The organism is Pseudomonas sp. NFPP12 (genome assembly GCF_900103205.1).
Taxonomy (GTDB): Bacteria; Pseudomonadota; Gammaproteobacteria; order Pseudomonadales; family Pseudomonadaceae; genus Aquipseudomonas; species Aquipseudomonas protegens.
Window position 1 is genome coordinate 1223819 of record NZ_FMWW01000001.1, and the last position, 16298, is coordinate 1240116.

A 16298-nucleotide genomic window follows, 5' to 3' on the forward strand; every position below is an offset into this window, starting at 1 on the left:
CCGTCCCTTCGAGTCCCCTTTGCGCATGACCTTTTGCGCTCAACCCGTTGGCGAGACCCCATGAACCACATTCGCGCTGCAATGCATCAATCGAAATACACCAAGGCCCCCCACCCCGTCTTCACCCTCGACGACGTCCCCCTGGACAGTTGGATCAAGGGGGTCATCTACGATGGCTCGGGGGCAGACAGCACCGAGGGATTGGTACCGGCCCAGGGCTGGCTGATCGATGACGAGCACGCAGAACTTGCCTGGCAGTTACTGGCTCCCGCGAGCGAGGATTGCTCGAGCATCGTCCCGTTGCTGATCTGCCCCGACGACATGGATCTAAGTTGCACAGTGGCCGTGGTCGAGCAGGTGGTACGGGGAGACAAGCTGATCTGGGAACGTTTTGGACGAGCCGTCACAGTGATCGACGGACTGGTCACTGCGGTGGCCTGGAACAGCAACGCTCAACGCGCCGAATTCTCCAGGCAACAGTTTGACGAGGCCTGCACTGAATTCAAAAGATTGACCGAGCATGAGTGGGCTTGATTGCACCATCACTGCTCATCCTCAGGTCGCAATGGCGAGTGCTGCCAATCGAAGTGGGTGAGCAACTGCCGGCACAGGTCGTCCAGCTGCGGGTGGTAGTGGTGGGTATGGGGCACGGGCAACTGCGGCTCGCCATGGCCGAAGCCCAGTGCGCGCAGGGCCGTGGCGTAGTCTTCCAGCGGCCCGTAGCCATAGATCAGGTTGTGCCGGTCCCAGACTACGGTGGCCTGTTGCTCGGGCGAGTGGACCCACAGGTCGAAACGGCTGTCGCCACAGAGCAGTGGCTTGAAGTCGTAGATGAAATCCTGAACGTCCTCACGCGACAGCTGCGGGCTCCAGTAGCGTCCGGCTTGCGATTCGTCCCGGGGCGTGTGCAGCACGAACAGCAGCACCAGCGGCTCGGCCAGGCAGCCCAGCAGGCTGAGCAGGACCTGCGGGTCCGAGCCTGGGGCGCCCGCCACCACGCGCTGCCCCTCGCCAATAGGCGCCACCACGAATACCGGCGGATAACTGTGCTCGACCCACTGGTTGTCTATCATGTGCCCAAGTCTGTACATAGCCAGCCTGATCCTCCTGATCAATTCCTAGGTTTAGCCAAACGGCCGCGCATTATGCCGTACCCTGCAGGGCCGCTCACGACCTGATTGGCCCAACAGCGCGCGGCAACACAGCCCATCAAGGACATCCCCTCCGTGCTTCATGCCCTGATCCACAACGGCCAACCGCTGGCCCCACAGCAACCCCAGCCACTGGTGCCCTGGTGGAGCTTCACCAAGACCGTGCTTAGCGCAGCGGCCCTGACCCTGGTGCGCGACAGCCTGCTGGGGCTGGATGAGCCGCTGCCCCAGGACCCCTTCACCCTGCGCCAGTTGCTGCGGCATCAGGCCGGGCTGGCGGACTACAGCGAGCTGAGCGACTACCACGACGCGGTTTTGCGCAACGAGGATGCATGGCCCGATGCACAGATGCTGCTGCGCCTGGACGCCAGCCGCCTGCGCTACGCCCCCGGCAGCCAGTGGCGCTACTCCAATGTGGGCTACCTGTTCGTGGCGCAGCTGATCCAGCAGGCGACGGACCTGCCCCTGCACCTTGCCCTGCAACAACGGGTACTGGCGCCCCTGGGCCTGTCTCGCACGCGCCTCGCCGTGACCCGCGAAGACCTGCGGGATGTGGACCTGGGCCAGTTGGGCGACTACCACCCCGGCTGGGTCTACCACGGCCTGCTGGTGGGGCCCCTGGCGGAGGCGGCGCTGCTGCTGGATCGGCTGTTGAGCGGCGCGCTATTGCCCCCGGCACTGCTGGCAGGCATGCAGCAGGCCCAGCTTCTGGGCGGGCCGATGGCCGGCCGGCCCTGGGTCGCTCCCGGCTATGCCATGGGCCTGATGGTGGGCAGTGTCGAGTCTGGCCTGACGCTCTACGGCCACACCGGCAGCGGCCCCGGCAGCACGCTGGCGGTCTATCGCGCCAACGTCGCCGGCACCAGCGCCTGCTGCGCGGTCTTCAATCCGGGGAGCGACCAGGGCCAGGTCGAAACCCGGGCCCTGGCGCATCTGCGCCACGCACTGGCGAACTAGCCACAGGGCACGGCCACAGTCACAGGACAGCTCGCATGCGGGCATGACTGACCGGGCGCCACGGGCCCTGCCGTTTCGCACAGCGGCTGACGTACAATCCCCAGCCTTCAGGGACAGCCATCACCAGGACGACAATGACCACACACAGCATTACCCTTGCCAACGGCTGGACTGCCGAATATACCGAGCAGGGCGAGTTCCGCATGGGCGCCGTCGGCTGGAACCTGCAGTTGCGCGGCCCCGAGCAACAGGCCATCCGCTACTTCGAAAGCCAGATCGTGCTGGTCAACGATGAGGATGGGGTACAGGCACGAAAAGCCATCAGCCTCTCCGAGGATGGGGTCTACGGCTACCTGGGCAGCGACATGAGCCATGGCTGGGTGATCGACTTCTCCCGCTGCATGATCGCGCCCCATCGGGTGACGATTTCCCACTACCACTACGCCTATGACGAATACATCTCGCTGCTGGAACAGCCGGCGTACAAGCGGGTGCGGGAGTACATCAGTGTCAGCGGTCGGACTTACTACCTGACCTTCCCCCTGACCCGGGACGAGGATTTCCCCAAGGTCTGGGAGGAGTACCTGGTGATACGCCGGCGGCAGCTGGACGAGCTGTATTTTCGCAACTGAGCCTGGGCCGGGCGGCACAGTGATGCGCATGGGCCATTAGCACACTCGGGCTAATAGTGCCGGGGGCAGCACGGGCCTATAGTCCGCAGCAGCCCCCCCCTTCAGGACGGCGCCTACAAGAACGTGCGGATTCATAACAAGGAGTTTTCCCATGTCGCTCAAGAAAATCGTCTATGCCTCGGCCATCGCCCTGGCCCTCACCGCCTCCAACGCCCACGCCTTTGCCAGCGACTGCGGCGACTCGCTGTGGAAGTTCAGCGCCATCGAAGCGCTGACCTGCGTGTTCTCGGGCCAGTGGTAAATCACTGCCGCCCGGGCTGACACCGCCCGGCATGAACCAGGTGCCCGCTGCTGCGGGCACTTTCATTGGGGGGTGTCGGCTCGCTCGCGGCCCTGCTTTCAGCGCAGGCTCCAGGACACCCCCAGGTACACCCCCAGCCCTTCCCCCGGCGTTGAACGCGCCGCGTCCAGCCCCTTGTCGTCATAGCCCGGGGTCACGGTGGCGGCGTAGCGCTTGTCGGTCAGGTTGCGCACATCGACCCAGGTCTGCCAGTCGTTCTTCGGCGCGTTGTAGCCCAGGGTGGCGCCGAACAGCGCATAGGGATCGGCGTAGTAGCTGTTGGCGTAATCCACCGCCACCTTGGACACCAGCTGGGTATTGAGCGCGGCGAAGAAGCCCAGGGGCCAGTCGTAGCGCAGCTCGCCCTGGTAGTAGTGCATGGGCAGGCCCGGCAGGCGGTTGTTGGCGAAACGCTGATCGTCGCGGTAGTGGAAATCACTGAAGGTATAGGCCTGGCGCAGGCTCAGGCGGCCGACGCCCGGGCGCGACCACAGCTCGCTCTGCAGGCTGGCTTCCACGCCCTGGTGCACGGTGGGGCTGGCGTTGAGCTCGTAAGGCGTGGTGGCGTTGGCGTCCGGCAGCACCGAAAGCAGTTCGTGGCGCACCTGGGCGTAGTACCAGGCCAGGCTCCACTGGCCCAGGCTGCTGTCGCCGCGCCCGCCCAGTTCCAGGGTGGTAGCGGTCTGATTGCGCAGCTTGACCGGGTCGCGCTGGGCGCCGGTGGCGACGCCGCTGCCGGCCGGAAAACGCTGATTGGCGCTGTAGATCAGCGACCAGGGGTGTGGCGCTTCCACCGAGCGGCTGAGGTTGGCGAACAGTTGCAGATCCGGGTTCAGCTGATAGCGCAGGCCCAGGCGCGGCGCGTAGTCCCAATCGCCAAGGCTGGTCTTGCCGCCGCCCTCGGGGTAAGTCACCGCGCTTTCGCGGCGGGTGTAGATGGCCGCCAGCCCGGTGGTCAGCCACAGGTCGTCGGCGATCTCCAGGTCATTGCCAACGTGCAGGACGGTGTCCGAGCCCTGGTAAGTGAAGTTGCGGATCCGCGTGCCCGGCGCATAGTTCGCGGTATTGCCGGTGGGAATGCGCACGAACTCGCTGGCACCGTCATTGGGCAGGTGCTTGGTCACCCGCAGGCCCAGGGTGCTGCGGCTTTCCAGGCCCCAGAGGCTGTCGCGGCGCTTGTAGTCCAGGGTGCCGCTGACGTCGCTGTAGGCCACCTTCAGGCGGTTGGGGCCTTCGCGCAGGTCCATGGGGTAGTCGTGGTACACCAGCCCGGCCTGGATACTCGAATCGTCGTCCAGGTAATAGGTGGTCTTGTTGCCGACAAAGGTACTGCCCGGCTGCTTGCGCCGGTCGTCGCGGCTGACGTAGGCCGGGTTGGCCGCCCGCGGGTCGTGTTCGATGGAGCGCTTGGTCACGCGCCCGGCCAGATCGTTGTCGGTCTCGCGGTAGCGCAGGTAGAAGCGGGTTTCCAGGTTCGGGTTGAAGCGGTAGCCGAAGTTGCCGATCAGCCCCTTGCTCTGGCTGCGGGTGTGATCCTGGTAGCCGTCGGCATTGGAGTCGGTCAGTGACACGTAATAGTCGAAATCCCCCAGCACTTGCCCGGAACTGACCTGACGCTGCTGATAACCGTGGCTGCCGGTGGCGTAGCGCACCTGCAACAGCGGTGCGTCATAGCCGGTATGGCTGACGTAATCGATGGCCCCGCCCAGGGCCAGGGCGCCACGGTCGAACCCGTTGGCGCCACGCAGCACTTCCACGTGGTCGACCCACAAGGGCTCCAGCAATTCATAGGGCGTGCCACCGGGGCCGGTCAGGGGCAGGCCGTCGAGCATCGTATACAGCCCCGAGGCATGGGCACCCGGTGCGCGGTTGATGCCCGAGCCGCGGATCGAGATCTTCACCCCTTCGTTGCCCGCCGATTGGGCATAGACCCCGGGCTGGTAGGCCAGCACATCCTGGTTGCTGGCCACCCGGCCCTGCAGCGGGCGGCGCATGTCCACCACATTGGTGCCGCCGGGCACCTGGGCCAGCCGCGCCGCGGCCTCCTCCATGCCCTGCCCCTCGCCAACCGGCTCCTGCCCCAGGACCTGCGCCGGTGCCAGCTCTACAGCGCGGGTTTCGGCAAGCGCCGGGCAGGCAAGGGCCAGGCCCAACAGGACCGTGGGCAAGGATTTTGGGGAAGACATCGAGAAAACTCCGACCGGCAGAAAGAGGGCAATGCAAGGTGCGACGCAGGAAAGAACCAACAGAGCACAGGACAATCTGGCCAAGGTCATTCAGGCGGCGGGAAATCGGCGCTCAAACAGATAAAACGCCGCTGCCCGACCAGGGGCGGCGGCGCTTTGCAACGCGGACAGGGCGGGTGGCCTCACCGAGGCTTGGCCCGCGGTCAGCCGGCCGATCAGACCGCCGACTTCTTGTACACCGCTATGGTCCCCGCCTTGCCCACGAACACCAATCCATAGTGTTCAAGATTGGCTCGTACATGCTTGCCAAAGCGATGGCGGGTCGTGCGTTGCAAAGGCTCCCACAGCGTTTCCCCAATGATCTGGCGAACCTTGCCTTGGTACCCGGCAGGCAGCTTGGCCGCATTCTGTTTGAGGGCGATGGCGGCCTGGTCCCAGGCCGAAGTTTGCATAGGGTTCATCTTCAACTCTCCTTGAAGCTCAATGGCGCCAGCCGCAGCCCGGGAAACACCGGGGCCGTGGCTCAGCGAAGCAGAATTTCCAGACGGTGGCCGTCAGCGCCGGCCTCCATCCTGACCAGGGTGCATTCCAGCGAATCGGGGAACCCCAGCTGTGCCTGCAAGGCACGCTCAATGGCCGCCTCCAACTGCGCCGGGCTACAGGCGCGCAGGCTCTGCGCCACACTGGCAGCGGGTGCCGTGGCGACCGGATGTGGCAAGAGGGTTTCGCCCAGCAATTGCTGGCAGTAGGCGATGAGTTTTTCACAGTGCTTCTTGCTGCCGTAGCCGTTGTTGCGCCAGCGATCGAGACCGGCCACCGAAACATCGGCGATTTCGGCAATCTTGCGCAGCGACAGGCCGTTGTCTTTCTTCAAGACCTCAACCAGTTCTCCCATGCCCAGCACCACTTCCCCCAGCGTGTGCTTTTGCGGAAAGCGACGATTGAACTCATCCTGGGTGAGGACTTCGAGCGCCTTGTAGGCGTTGACGAGACTATTCATTGGAAGGCATCTCTTGTGTATGTGTCACGAAGAATATTTAACCTAGTAGTAGGTGTCAACACCTACTTGTAATTAAATACTCACACAACAAAACACACACACCTAGCATTCTTCAGATCGAGTGACCGCAGCGACCAGCAATCGAAGGGCCGCACGACGCCGGCCCTTTTACCCGGCGGCCTTTGCTCATGCTTCACCCTGTGCTTTTTTGCTGCCCTTGATGTTCTCGATCAGATCGACCACGTAGTTCTGGTTGAAACCCGCGACAAAGGACCAGAACAGCAGCTTGCCGTAGGACGCATAGCCGTCCGCGTGCTGGCAGAAAATCACATAGAAACTGTTGTCCGGGTACCGGCAGATCTTGTCGTCGACGATCTGGGGAAACAGTTCACCTTGCACCACGCCTGAGATGAACAGGATATACAGCAGGCCCGCGAGGATGCCGCCGATGAACGACGGCAACAGCACGTTGAACCAGGAGCTGCACAGGCTGACGATCTCCTCCTCGCTGAGGTGTGACAGTTGGCGGTGAAAGCCCACGTAACCGCCGATATTGCCGACGATGAACACCACCGAGGGAATGGTGTAACCGTCGGCCAGGGCGACCGCCCCCAGGGACGCCGCCAACAGCAGCACAAAGATGATGAACAATCGCTTCCAGAGGATGTTCAGCGCGTCCTGGCGGTTCATGTTCGGCTCACTGGTTCAGGTTGTCGTAGGGTTCCGTCCACCTGGATGACGATAGTTGAGCCGTGCCGCGCAAGCGGCTTTTTTCGACCGGGAACCCTTACCCCTCCTGGCCCGCGCCCTCACGCCGGGTAACCGGTAATCTCGCGAATGCTCTGGTACAGCGGCTTGAGCTGGCGGTACATGCGCAGGTAGACCTCGCTGTACAGCCGCTGGTACATCTGCTGCGCCTGGGGCTGGGGCTCGAACACTGCGCCAACCCGGGTCATGGCACTGATGGCCGTGGCGAAGTCCGGGTACAGCCCCAGGCCCACCGCGCAGGCGATCACCGCACCCAGCCCCGAGGCTTCATAGACATGGGGCCGCTCCACCGGCAGGCCGAAGATGTCCGCCGTCAGTTGCATGGCCGCGTCGCTCTGGGAGCCACCGCCGGCCACCCGCAGGCGGCTGATCTTCAGCCTGGAGCGCTTTTCGATGCGCTCCATGCCCTGGCGCAGGGCATAGGCCAGGCCTTCGAGAATGGCCCGGTAGATGTGCGCCCGGGTGTGCACGTCGCCAAAGCCGATCATCGCCCCCTTGGCTTCCATGCCCGGCTCGCGGATGCCCGGCGACCAGTAGGGTTGCAGGGTCAGGCCCATGGACCCCGGCGGCACCGCCTGGACCAGGGCGTCGAACAGCTGCTCCGGCTCCAGCCCCTGCTCCGCCGCCTGCTGCACTTCGCGCAGGCCGAACTGCTGCTTGAACCAGCTGACCATCCAGTAGCCGCGAAAGATCATCACCTCGCAGTTGTAGTGGTCCGGCACCGCCGCCGGGTACGGCGGTATCAAAGGCACCACTTCCAGGTAGCGCGAACGGGTGGTGGTGATGGTGGCCGTGGTGCCGTAGGACAGGCAGGCGGTGGTCGAGTCCTGGACGCCCGAGCCCAGCACTTCGCAGGCCTTGTCGGCACCCGCGGCAATCAGCGGCAGGCCTTCGGGTATGCCGGTATGGCGGCTGGCCTCGGCGGTGATCCGGCCCAGGGTTTCCCCGGGCTTGAGCAGGGTCGGCAACTGCTCCTGGCGCACCGCCAGGGCCTGCCACTTCCAGTCACTGGGGGCGGCCCAGCGCAAGCGTTTGTAGTCGAACGGCAGGTAGGCCACGCAGCAGCCCACCGAGTCGACGAAATTGCCGGTCAGGCGATGGGTGAGAAAGCCCGAGAGCAACAGGAACTTGTCGGTGGCGGCCCACACCTCGGGCTGCTCCTGTGCCACCCAGTTGGCCTCGGCCTGGGCGCGAAAATAATCCACCGTGGCCTCGGCGCCGATCAACTTGAACAGCCAGCCCCAGGGCCCCTTGATCTTGCCTTCGACCTCGGCCTGGCGCTGGTCGAGCCAGAGGATCGCCGGGCGCAGCGCGCGGCCCTGGGCATCGACGTTGATCAGGGTGCCGCGCTGGGTGGTCAGGGACACGCCGCGGATCTGCGAACGGTCGATGCCGGTCTGCTGCCAGAGCAGTTGGCAGGCTTCGCCGAGCTTGGCCCAGTAGTAGTCCGGGTGCTGTTCGGCCCAGCCGGGCCGGCTGGAAAAATAGGCTTCAAGCTCCACCTTGCCCTTGCCCAGCAGGTTGCCTTTGAGGTCGAACAGCAGCGCACGAACGCTCTGGGTGCCGTTGTCGATGGCCAGCAGGTAGTCCTGCTTATTGTTGTTGTGGTTATCCATGGGGCTCTCTTGGTTGAGCATCGTTAGGCGAGTGGCGGCAGGCTGTGATGGCGTTGCCACAGGGCCCGGTAGCGCTGTTCCTCGGCCTGCCAGCGCTCGTCGTCCCAGCCCAGCTGCGGCTGGCACAGGCGGCGGATGGCCGGCAGGTACTGGGCGGCGCCCTCGGCCAGCAGCAGGCCGATGCGGGTACGGCGCAGCAGCAGGTCGTCCAGGTGCAGGACCATTTCCGCCTCGGCGGCAAACGCCAGCTCGGCCCACAGGGTGTCGCTGGCGCCGACGCAATCGCCGCCCAGGGTCGCCACCCACTGCGCCAGCCGCGGCAGATGGCGGCCGTGGCGGCCAGCCAGGCGCCGCACCTGGGCGCCGCTCAGGCCGGGGATCTCCAGGGGCGCCACAGGCGTGAAGACCGGGGCGCCGTCGTCCACCACTTCACGCCCGAGCATCGCTCCGCAGGCCTGCAGCACTTCGATGGCCTGGGGCCGGAAGGTGGTGAGCTTGCCGCCGGCCAGGGTCACGCAGCCGGGTTCCTGCCACAGCACATGCTCGCGGGTTTCATTGGAAGGCTTGCCCTGCTGGCCGTCGCTGCTGGCCACCACCGGGCGCACCCCGGCCCAGGTCGACAGCACGTCGCCGGCAGTGATCAGGGCCTGGGGAAACTGCTGGGCGCAGGCGGCCAGCAGGTACTCAAGCTCTTCCTGGCTGATGCTGGCGCTCTGGTCCAGGTCATCGCGGTGATCCAGGTCGGTGGTGCCGACCACGGTGGCGCCCTCCCAGGGGAAGACGAACACCGGCCGGCCATCCTCGGCATGCATGAAGCTGAAGGCCTGGGCCACCGGCAAGCGCCAGCCCGGCAGCAGCAGATGGCTGCCGCGCAAGGGCCGCAGCTGGCGCACGCGGTCCGCCGGGCGCAGGCGCTCGGCCCAGGCGCCGGTAGCGACCGCCAGGGCCGCGCAGCGCACCTGCTGCGGCTGCCCGCCTTCGCTGTCCTCGATCTGCACCCCGCAGACCCGCCCGTTCTCGCGCAAAAGGCGGGTGACCCGAACGCCGTTGAACACTTGGGCGCCATCGGCCCGGGCCTCGGCCAGCACCCGCATCACCAGCCGCGCATCGTCGGTCAGGGCGTCGAGAAAACTGGTCCCCCCCAACAGCCCCGGCTCCTTGACCCCGGGGGCCAGGAAAGCCAGCTGCCGGGCATCGTGAAAGCGATGATTGCGCCGCCCGGCCAGGGCGTCATACACACTCAGCAGGCCGCCGAACACCCTGGGCCCGGGAAACTTGCCGCGGTAATGGGGCATCAGGAAGCTCATGGGCTCCACCAGCCCCGGGGCCTCCTGCAACAGGCGCTGGCGCTCGCGCACCGAATCCCGGGTCAGGCGCCACTGGCCCTTGGCGATATAGCGCAAGCCGCCATGGACCATCTTCGAGGAGCGGCTGGAGGTGCCCCAGGCAAAGTCTCGCTGTTCCAGCAGCAGGCAACGCCAGCCGCGCCGCGCCGCTTCGCGCAGGATGCCGGCGCCGCTGATGCCGCCGCCGATCACGATCAGGTCCCAGGCTTGCGCCGCCAGCCCGGGCAGCGCCTCTTGGCGCCACTGGGCATTCCAGTCCTGGCTCATGGTTCACGGCTCCAGCAGGGTGCCGGGGTTGAGGCGCCCGGCCGGGTCGAAGTGGCGGCTCAGGGCCTGCAGCGCATCGATGGCCAGCGGGCCCTTCTCCCGCAGCAGGTACGGCGCATGGTCCTTGCCCACGCCGTGCTGGTGGCTGATGGTGCCGCGGTGGTTGACGATGGTCTGGCTGGCAGCGTGCTTGAGTGCCTGCCAGCGGGCCAGGGTCGCCGGGTACTGGGCATCCGGGCGGAACACGTAGGTGGTGTAGATGCTCGACCCTTCGCCATAGACATGGGACAGGTGAGTGAACACATGCACCTGCTCGCCCTCGGCGGCCAAGCCGTCACGCAGGCTCTGCTCGATGCGTTGCAGCAGGCGGTCGACATTGCTCCAGTCGGTGGCGGTCTCCAGGGTGTCCACCAGGTAGCCGGCGTTCCACAGGCTTTCGCGCAGGTAGGGAAAGCGAAAGCGGTTCTGCGCCCATTTCTTGCCCAGCAGGGTGCCGGTGAACACCCCGCCGAAAGCCTTCAGGTGCTGGCGCGCCTGGCGCAGGGACAGGGCATTCTGCCGGCGGTTGCCGGTCACGCCGAAGGTCAACAGGCACTTGCCCGCCCCGGCGCCGCGCAGGGCCAGGTACTTTTCCAGCCAGGCGATCTGCGTCGGGTGGCCGGCCAGGGCCAGCTGGGTTTCGGTCTCCAGGGCATTGGACAGGCGCAGCATCGACAGCGGCACCCGGGCCTGGGCCAGGGCGCGCACCGCCTGCAGGGCCTGCTGCCAGTCGGGCAGGAACACCCCGTAGAAACGTTCGTCATCGGGCAGGCGGCTGACCCGCACCTTGACCTCGGAAATGATCCCGAAGCGCCCTTCGCTGCCCAGCACCACCTCGCGCAGGTCCGGCCCGGCGGCGGACGCCGGAAAGGTGGCGATGGGCATCGGCCCGGCAAAGGTTTCCAGGGTGCCGCCGGCGAACAGCTGCTCGATGCGCCCGTAGCGCAACGACTGCTGGCCGCTGGAGCGGCTGGCGACCCAGCCACCCAGGGTCGACAGTTCCCAGGACTGGGGAAAGTGCCCCAGGGTGTAGCCCCGGGCCCGCAGCTGGCTTTCCACCTGAGGGCCACTGGCCCCAGGACCGAAGGTCGCCAGCAGGCTGTCTTCGTCCAGGTCCAGCAGGCGGCTCATGCGCGCCAGGGACACCGTCAGCACCGGCCGCTCGGACCAGCCGGGGTTGATGTGCCCGGCCACCGAAGTGCCCCCGCCGTAGGGAATCAGGCACAGGTCGCGGTCCTCGGCCAGGGCCAGCAGCTGGCGGATCTGTTCGGCGGTTTCCGGGAACGCCACGGCGTCCGGGTAGGCCCCCAGCTCGCCCTCGCGCAGCGCCAGCCAGTCCGCCAGGCTCTGGCCGCGGGCGTGCAGCAGCCGGTCCTCGGCGCTGATACTGTACAAGTCATGGGCTTGCAGGCGCGATGCCGGCACCCGGGCCAGGGCCTGCTCCAGGGTCGCCTCCGGCAACCTGCGTCCCGGCCCCAGGCGCTCGGCGAGAAACCCCGCGCCCTGGGCCGGCAATTCGACCACCGTGGATGCATCCCCCCAGCCGTTCCAGCGTCGCATGCGTGTGTGTCCTTCTGCTGTTCTTATAGGTCTTGCCCAAGGCTCCCTATACTAGTGCGCGGCAGCGGGCTGTCACGGTCACATTGAGCCAGCGGATGTAGCCGATTGAGTCAGACAGAGGTGACATCGGGCGCCAGTTACCGAAGAATCCTCCCCCTCCCCATCACAGGCTCGCGTCCATGCCGGCAACCCTGAGAACCTGCACCCCCCTGTTCTGGTCCACCGACCTTGGCATCGACTACGGCGCGCCGACCTTGCAGCTGCGCGACCTGCTGCCAGTGGTGGGCGAGCAAAGCTCAGCCTTCTTCCAACGCCAGGACGGCATCGTGCTCGGTGAAACCCTGCAACTGATCTGGTGCCCGCCGCTGGCGGACCTCAATGGCTGGAACGAGCAACCCTCGGAAATCGCCCTGAGCCACCTGCTGCACGTGCGGATCACCGGCCCGGCCGCCGAGCCTCCCGCGCCACGGCATGCCAACCACCACGGCAGGCTCAGGTACCGCTTCCAGGTGCTGTCCTGCCAGCCGCTACCGGCGGCCCTGCGCGCCCAACCGCTCGCACCGAACGCCTGGCACCTGCCGCTGATCAGTGGCGAACACGGCAGTTGCCTGACCTGGGATGACATTCACGAGTGCGAGCGCGCCGAGGTCCAGGGGCTGATCTACCTGTGCGCCTACGGCCGTTACGAAAGCTATATGGAAATGTTCATCGAAGCAGTGGGCGAGCAGCTGTTCGGGCTGCTTTCGGTGCACCTGGGCCCGGGGGGCGACGACTATCAATTTGGCCGGCGCGCCCTTGAAGGGGCGGAGTTGCGGGCCATCCGCCGCGCACTGGATATGGCCCGGCCGCTGAAGGATTCACAGCCCGGCTACCTGGTCCCTTGAACCCCGGGACGGATAAAATCGCCCTGAAAAAGACTAAGCAGCTGTTTTCAAACTCATTTTTTTCACCAGGGGGCTTCCCAGCCCGCCGATAAGTTGATAAATTTGCGCCCGTTCTTGCAGCGGCCCTCCCCGGGCCGGCAGTTCAGGCAAGTAACATCGCAACAGCTACAGGGGCGTCGCCAAGCGGTAAGGCAGCAGGTTTTGATCCTGCCATGCGTTGGTTCGAATCCAGCCGCCCCTGCCATTTTTTCTCATCGTTATCCCCGCAGATTCCGTTCCAGCATCTCCAGCAATGCACTGACCTTGGGCAGCCCCTGCCGGCTTTTCAGCCACAGCAGATGGATCGCCTGCCCTTCGCTGGCCCATTGCGGCAGCACCTCCACCAGGCTTCCGTCCTCCAACTGGCGCTTGACCAGCCAGGAAGGCAGTTGCGCAATGCCGTAGCCTTGCTGCACCGCCATCAACAGTCCCTCGCCATCGCCCACCACGCAACTGGCGGACATCACCCGGCGCTCACTCTCGCCCGGGCGGCCGCTGGCGAAGTTCCAGGGGCTGACCCGGCCATCCACCCAGCCATAGGCAATGCACTGATGGCGCTCAAGGTCCTGGTCGGTCAGCGGCACGCCATGGCTGCGCAGGTAGTCGGGCGAGGCGCAGAACAGGTGCCATTCGCGGCCCAGGCAGCGGTGCCCCAGCGCCGCCGGCCACTGCCCCGAGCCGCCAAGGCGCACGGCGATGTCCGCACCGGCTTCAAGCGGCTCGACACCGGGATCGGAAAAGGTGATGTGCGGCTGCAAGCCCGGATGCTCCCGGGCAAAGCGCAGGACGGCGCCCAGCACCTGGGAGCGGCCGAAGGTCCCGGGCAGGTCGATGCGCACCCGCCCCCGCAGCTCGGAGTTTTCCGCGTTCAGCGCCAGCTCGGCCTCTTCCAGGTCTGCCAGCACCCCGCTGCAAGTGCGGTAGAAGGCCGTGCCCGCATCGGTCAGCGCCAGGCTGCGGGTGGTGCGCTGGAACAGCCGCGCCTGCAGGCGCCCTTCCAGCCGGGCGATGGCCTTGCTGACGGCGGAAGCCGTAAGGTTGAGCCGTTCGGCGGCGGCCTTGAAGCTGCCGCAGTCGGCCACGCAGACAAACACATCGATCCCCTTCAAGCGTTCGGAAGAAAACATTGGCACCTCTTATTCATGAATCTGATTCCATTCACTGGGTAAAAAACATCATAAAACAGAACCATATTCCCCAGTAAGCTGGCTGCCATTCTCAAAAACGCCGTTACAGACCGATGAGGCACGGATGCTGCGCACCCTGAAAAGCTACCCGAAAGCAATCAACCTGCTGCTGGCCGGCACCCTGGTGCTGACCCTGGCCCGGGCAATCACCCTGCCCTACCTGGTGATCTACCTGAGCAGTGCTTTCGGCCTGCAAGTGAGCGACATCGGCCTGGTGATCGGCAGCAGCATGATCCTCGGCTCGCTGCTGAGCCTCTACGGTGGTTTCCTGGTGGACCGCACGCCCAGCTACCGGCTGATCCTGGCCTGCTGCGCGCTGTTCACCCTGGGCTTCATCGGCGCCTTCAGTGCCCGCCAGCTGTGGCTGTTCTACCTGTGCCTGGTGCTGGTCAACCTGGCCTATGCGGTGATCGACATCGCGATCAAGGCCGGCTTTGCCCAGCGCCTGTCGGTGGAACAGCGCAGCGAAGCCTTCTCGATCAAATACACCCTGACCAATATCGGCTACGCCGTGGGCCCGTTCCTCGGCGCCGGGCTGGCGCGCCTGGACATCAGCCTGCCGTTCCTGATCTCCGCCGCCCTGGGCGCCGGGTTCCTGGCGATCCATGTGCGCTGGGGCGACAGACAGCTGAGCGCCGCCGGCCCGACGCCAGCGCCGCTATCCTTCGCGGCCCTGGGCAAACAGCTGCTACGGGATTACCGCCTGGTGTGCTTCACCCTGGGCGGCCTGCTCAGCGCCGTGGTCTTTGGCCAGTTCTCGGCATACCTGTCGCAGTACCTGGTGGTCACCACCTCGGCCGAGGCCACCTACCGCATCATCAGCACCCTGGTGGCGACCAATGCGCTGCTGGTGATCGCCCTGCAATACGCCATCGGCCGCAGGATTACCCAGCGCCACCTGAGCCGCTGGCTGGCGCTGGGGCTGGGCCTGTTCCTGCTGGGGGTCAGCGGCTTCGGCCTGGCCACCAGCCTGGCGCTGTGGGTGCTGTCGATGGTGGTGTTCACCCTGGGGGAAATCATCGTGTTTCCCGCCGAGTACATGTTCATCGACCTGATCGCCCCCGAACACCTGCGAGGCCTGTATTACGGCGCGCAGAACCTCTCCAACCTCGGCGGCGCCCTGGGCCCGATACTCTGCGGCATGGTCCTGGCCAGCCACCCGGCGCACTGGATCTTCTACATGCTGGGAGCGTTCATAGTCGCCGGCGGGCTGTTCTACTGGCTGGGCGCGGCCAACCTGGAACAGGCCAGGAGGGCCGGCGAGTGATCATTGATGCCCAGGCGCTCGGCAATCGGCGCCTGGGCTGCCCGACAGGGAGGCGAGGCCGCCAGTGGCGGCACATTGCTCATGCACAGCAGATGCTCAAAGGCGATACCAGCCTCGCGGGCTGGCCCGGCATGCGGCGACACTCCATGAGTGATGACCTTGTGGAGCTTGCCGGCCTGAAGGCGTGCCAGGCATGTTCGAGCGGCCCCTCAGCGACTCTTGCGGCTCAACCAGGCGCCCCAGAACAGGCTGCTGAAGAAACGTGTTCCCGCGCTGAAACCGCCCTCTTCGAGCAACCGTTGCACCGCCGCCTCGGAATGGGGCGGGTCGGCGCCTTGAAGGATTTTCCCCAGCTTGGCGTGTACCTCATCCGCCGTCGCGCCCTGCTGGCGCCAGCGTTGCCCCCAGGCCGCCAGCAGCAGGGGCTGGCTGGCGTAGGCGTAATGATTGCCGGCGACGATCAGCGGCGCGCCGGGCTTGAGGCGCCGGGCGATGGCCCGCAGCAATTGCCGCTTGGCTTCATCACCGGGCAGATGGTGCAGCACGCCGATCAGCGTGGCCCCGTCGAAGGGTTCGTCCGCCGCCAGTTCGTCCACCGTGGCCAGACGCACTTCGGTCCTCTCCAGCAAACCCTGCGCCTGCAACTGCTGGCGCGCTGCCTCCAGCATCGGTGCCGAGGGGTCTACAGCGGTAAAGCGCCAGCCCGGTTCCAGGGAAGCCATGGCGATAATCTCCTGGGCCGTGCCACCGGCCCCCACGGCCAGGATGTGGGCCGCACGCCCCTCACCCAGGCTGGCCGCCAACATGCAGGCGGCAAGGTCATGGCAGGCGTCGTAGCCCGCCAGGGCGATACGGCTCTGGCGGGCGTATTCGTCGGCCCGCGAGCGGTCGAATTTTTCAACCGGGTTTACCGAGGATGAGGTCATGGCAGGGCTCCATTCAAAGGATCGGGACAGGCTAGGCCCTGCGGTTTGATAATTAAAATTCATTGTTTTTATTCATTGTATTCCCGTCTGGAATAGAACCTCTCTGCTCCCAAAAAAAGGGGCGATCGACGAT

16 protein-coding genes and 1 tRNA gene are annotated in these 16298 nt (G+C 65.8%); 7 read left to right on the forward strand and 10 right to left on the reverse strand.

Annotated features, from left to right (window positions below; translation table 11 throughout):
• Window positions 1-60 precede the first annotated feature (60 nt).
• On the forward strand, window positions 61-534 hold the full coding sequence (locus BLS75_RS05210) for a hypothetical protein (RefSeq protein WP_011061069.1): 474 nt from the start codon (window positions 61-63) through the stop codon (window positions 532-534).
• An 8-nt stretch (window positions 535-542) separates the two neighbouring features.
• Here BLS75_RS05210 and BLS75_RS05215 read toward each other — a convergent pair whose 3' ends face one another.
• The gene (locus BLS75_RS05215) at window positions 543-1073 is read right to left on the reverse strand and encodes a hypothetical protein (RefSeq protein ID WP_072450540.1); all 531 of its coding nucleotides are present in this window, start codon (window positions 1071-1073) and stop codon (window positions 543-545) included.
• A 135-nt stretch (window positions 1074-1208) separates the two neighbouring features.
• On the opposite strand from BLS75_RS05215, the gene BLS75_RS05220 reads away from it, so the two are divergent.
• The 3 genes from BLS75_RS05220 to BLS75_RS32355 all read left to right on the forward strand — a co-directional run bounded on the left by BLS75_RS05220 (window position 1209) and on the right by BLS75_RS32355 (window position 3041).
• Window positions 1209-2108 (forward strand): serine hydrolase domain-containing protein, encoded by a 900-nt coding sequence (locus tag BLS75_RS05220; protein WP_275656349.1) that lies wholly within the window; start codon window positions 1209-1211, stop codon window positions 2106-2108.
• A 134-nt stretch (window positions 2109-2242) separates the two neighbouring features.
• On the forward strand, window positions 2243-2740 hold the full coding sequence (locus BLS75_RS05225; RefSeq protein WP_019094881.1) for a hypothetical protein: 498 nt from the start codon (window positions 2243-2245) through the stop codon (window positions 2738-2740).
• A 151-nt stretch (window positions 2741-2891) separates the two neighbouring features.
• Window positions 2892-3041 (forward strand): hypothetical protein, encoded by a 150-nt coding sequence (locus BLS75_RS32355; protein ID WP_015635448.1) that lies wholly within the window; start codon window positions 2892-2894, stop codon window positions 3039-3041.
• Window positions 3042-3139: 98 nt separating this feature from the next.
• Here the strand turns inward: BLS75_RS32355 and BLS75_RS05230 are convergent, their stop codons facing one another.
• The 7 genes from BLS75_RS05230 to BLS75_RS05260 all read right to left on the reverse strand — a co-directional run bounded on the left by BLS75_RS05230 (window position 3140) and on the right by BLS75_RS05260 (window position 11862).
• Window positions 3140-5266, reverse strand: coding sequence for a TonB-dependent receptor family protein (locus BLS75_RS05230; RefSeq protein ID WP_072450541.1), 2127 nt, complete (start codon window positions 5264-5266; stop codon window positions 3140-3142).
• Between the two features lie 215 nt (window positions 5267-5481).
• Window positions 5482-5727 (reverse strand): hypothetical protein, encoded by a 246-nt coding sequence (locus BLS75_RS05235; RefSeq protein WP_047336648.1) that lies wholly within the window; start codon window positions 5725-5727, stop codon window positions 5482-5484.
• 62 nt (window positions 5728-5789) lie between these two features.
• Complete coding sequence (locus BLS75_RS05240; RefSeq protein WP_047336647.1) at window positions 5790-6266, reverse strand: hypothetical protein; 477 nt, start codon at window positions 6264-6266, stop codon at window positions 5790-5792.
• A gap of 186 nt (window positions 6267-6452) precedes the next feature.
• Entirely contained in the window at window positions 6453-6956 is a 504-nt protein-coding gene (locus BLS75_RS05245; protein ID WP_072450542.1) for a hypothetical protein, read from the reverse strand.
• 119 nt (window positions 6957-7075) lie between these two features.
• Window positions 7076-8650: an FGGY-family carbohydrate kinase gene (locus BLS75_RS05250; RefSeq protein WP_011061061.1), complete on the reverse strand. Its 1575-nt coding sequence runs from the start codon at window positions 8648-8650 to the stop codon at window positions 7076-7078.
• Between the two features lie 23 nt (window positions 8651-8673).
• A complete protein-coding gene (locus tag BLS75_RS05255; protein WP_072450543.1) occupies window positions 8674-10263 on the reverse strand; it encodes a glycerol-3-phosphate dehydrogenase/oxidase in 1590 nt (529 codons plus the stop codon).
• 3 nt (window positions 10264-10266) lie between these two features.
• Window positions 10267-11862 carry an FAD-binding oxidoreductase gene (locus BLS75_RS05260; protein WP_072450544.1) on the reverse strand — a complete coding sequence of 532 codons (1596 nt, stop codon included), beginning with the start codon at window positions 11860-11862 and terminating at the stop codon, window positions 10267-10269.
• A 179-nt stretch (window positions 11863-12041) separates the two neighbouring features.
• Between BLS75_RS05260 and BLS75_RS05265 the strand changes: the two genes are divergently transcribed.
• Together BLS75_RS05265 and BLS75_RS05270 are read left to right on the forward strand one after the other, a co-directional pair.
• On the forward strand, window positions 12042-12746 hold the full coding sequence (locus tag BLS75_RS05265; RefSeq protein ID WP_072442041.1) for a hypothetical protein: 705 nt from the start codon (window positions 12042-12044) through the stop codon (window positions 12744-12746).
• Between the two features lie 169 nt (window positions 12747-12915).
• Window positions 12916-12990: transfer RNA gene (locus BLS75_RS05270), tRNA-Gln, on the forward strand.
• 13 nt (window positions 12991-13003) lie between these two features.
• Here BLS75_RS05270 and BLS75_RS05275 read toward each other — a convergent pair.
• Window positions 13004-13912, reverse strand: a complete 909-nt coding sequence (locus BLS75_RS05275) for a LysR family transcriptional regulator (protein WP_011061057.1) — start codon at window positions 13910-13912, stop codon at window positions 13004-13006.
• A 124-nt stretch (window positions 13913-14036) separates the two neighbouring features.
• Between BLS75_RS05275 and BLS75_RS05280 the strand changes: the two genes are divergently transcribed.
• Window positions 14037-15239 carry an MFS transporter gene (locus BLS75_RS05280; protein ID WP_072450545.1) on the forward strand — a complete coding sequence of 401 codons (1203 nt, stop codon included), beginning with the start codon at window positions 14037-14039 and terminating at the stop codon, window positions 15237-15239.
• 209 nt (window positions 15240-15448) lie between these two features.
• Here the strand turns inward: BLS75_RS05280 and BLS75_RS05285 are convergent, their stop codons facing one another.
• Entirely contained in the window at window positions 15449-16165 is a 717-nt protein-coding gene (locus BLS75_RS05285) for an SAM-dependent methyltransferase (RefSeq protein WP_072450546.1), read from the reverse strand.
• Window positions 16166-16298 lie beyond the last annotated feature (133 nt).

Bases quoted from the DNA above. Each gene is read 5' to 3' on its own strand.
- BLS75_RS05285 (WP_072450546.1), bottom strand. From the start codon at position 16,165: ATGACCTCATCCTCGGTAAACCCGGTTGAAAAATTCGACCGCTCGCGG.
- BLS75_RS05245 (WP_072450542.1), bottom strand. From the start codon at position 6,956: ATGAACCGCCAGGACGCGCTGAACATCCTCTGGAAGCGATTGTTCATC.
- BLS75_RS32355 (WP_015635448.1), top strand. From the start codon at position 2,892: ATGTCGCTCAAGAAAATCGTCTATGCCTCGGCCATCGCCCTGGCCCTC.
- BLS75_RS05265 (WP_072442041.1), top strand. From the start codon at position 12,042: ATGCCGGCAACCCTGAGAACCTGCACCCCCCTGTTCTGGTCCACCGAC.
- BLS75_RS05230 (WP_072450541.1), bottom strand. From the start codon at position 5,266: ATGTCTTCCCCAAAATCCTTGCCCACGGTCCTGTTGGGCCTGGCCCTT.
- BLS75_RS05240 (WP_047336647.1), bottom strand. From the start codon at position 6,266: ATGAATAGTCTCGTCAACGCCTACAAGGCGCTCGAAGTCCTCACCCAG.
- BLS75_RS05225 (WP_019094881.1), top strand. From the start codon at position 2,243: ATGACCACACACAGCATTACCCTTGCCAACGGCTGGACTGCCGAATAT.
- BLS75_RS05260 (WP_072450544.1), bottom strand. From the start codon at position 11,862: ATGCGACGCTGGAACGGCTGGGGGGATGCATCCACGGTGGTCGAATTG.
- BLS75_RS05255 (WP_072450543.1), bottom strand. From the start codon at position 10,263: ATGAGCCAGGACTGGAATGCCCAGTGGCGCCAAGAGGCGCTGCCCGGG.
- BLS75_RS05235 (WP_047336648.1), bottom strand. From the start codon at position 5,727: ATGAACCCTATGCAAACTTCGGCCTGGGACCAGGCCGCCATCGCCCTC.
- BLS75_RS05215 (WP_072450540.1), bottom strand. From the start codon at position 1,073: ATGATAGACAACCAGTGGGTCGAGCACAGTTATCCGCCGGTATTCGTG.
- BLS75_RS05250 (WP_011061061.1), bottom strand. From the start codon at position 8,650: ATGGATAACCACAACAACAATAAGCAGGACTACCTGCTGGCCATCGAC.
- BLS75_RS05275 (WP_011061057.1), bottom strand. From the start codon at position 13,912: ATGTTTTCTTCCGAACGCTTGAAGGGGATCGATGTGTTTGTCTGCGTG.
- BLS75_RS05280 (WP_072450545.1), top strand. From the start codon at position 14,037: ATGCTGCGCACCCTGAAAAGCTACCCGAAAGCAATCAACCTGCTGCTG.
- BLS75_RS05210 (WP_011061069.1), top strand. From the start codon at position 61: ATGAACCACATTCGCGCTGCAATGCATCAATCGAAATACACCAAGGCC.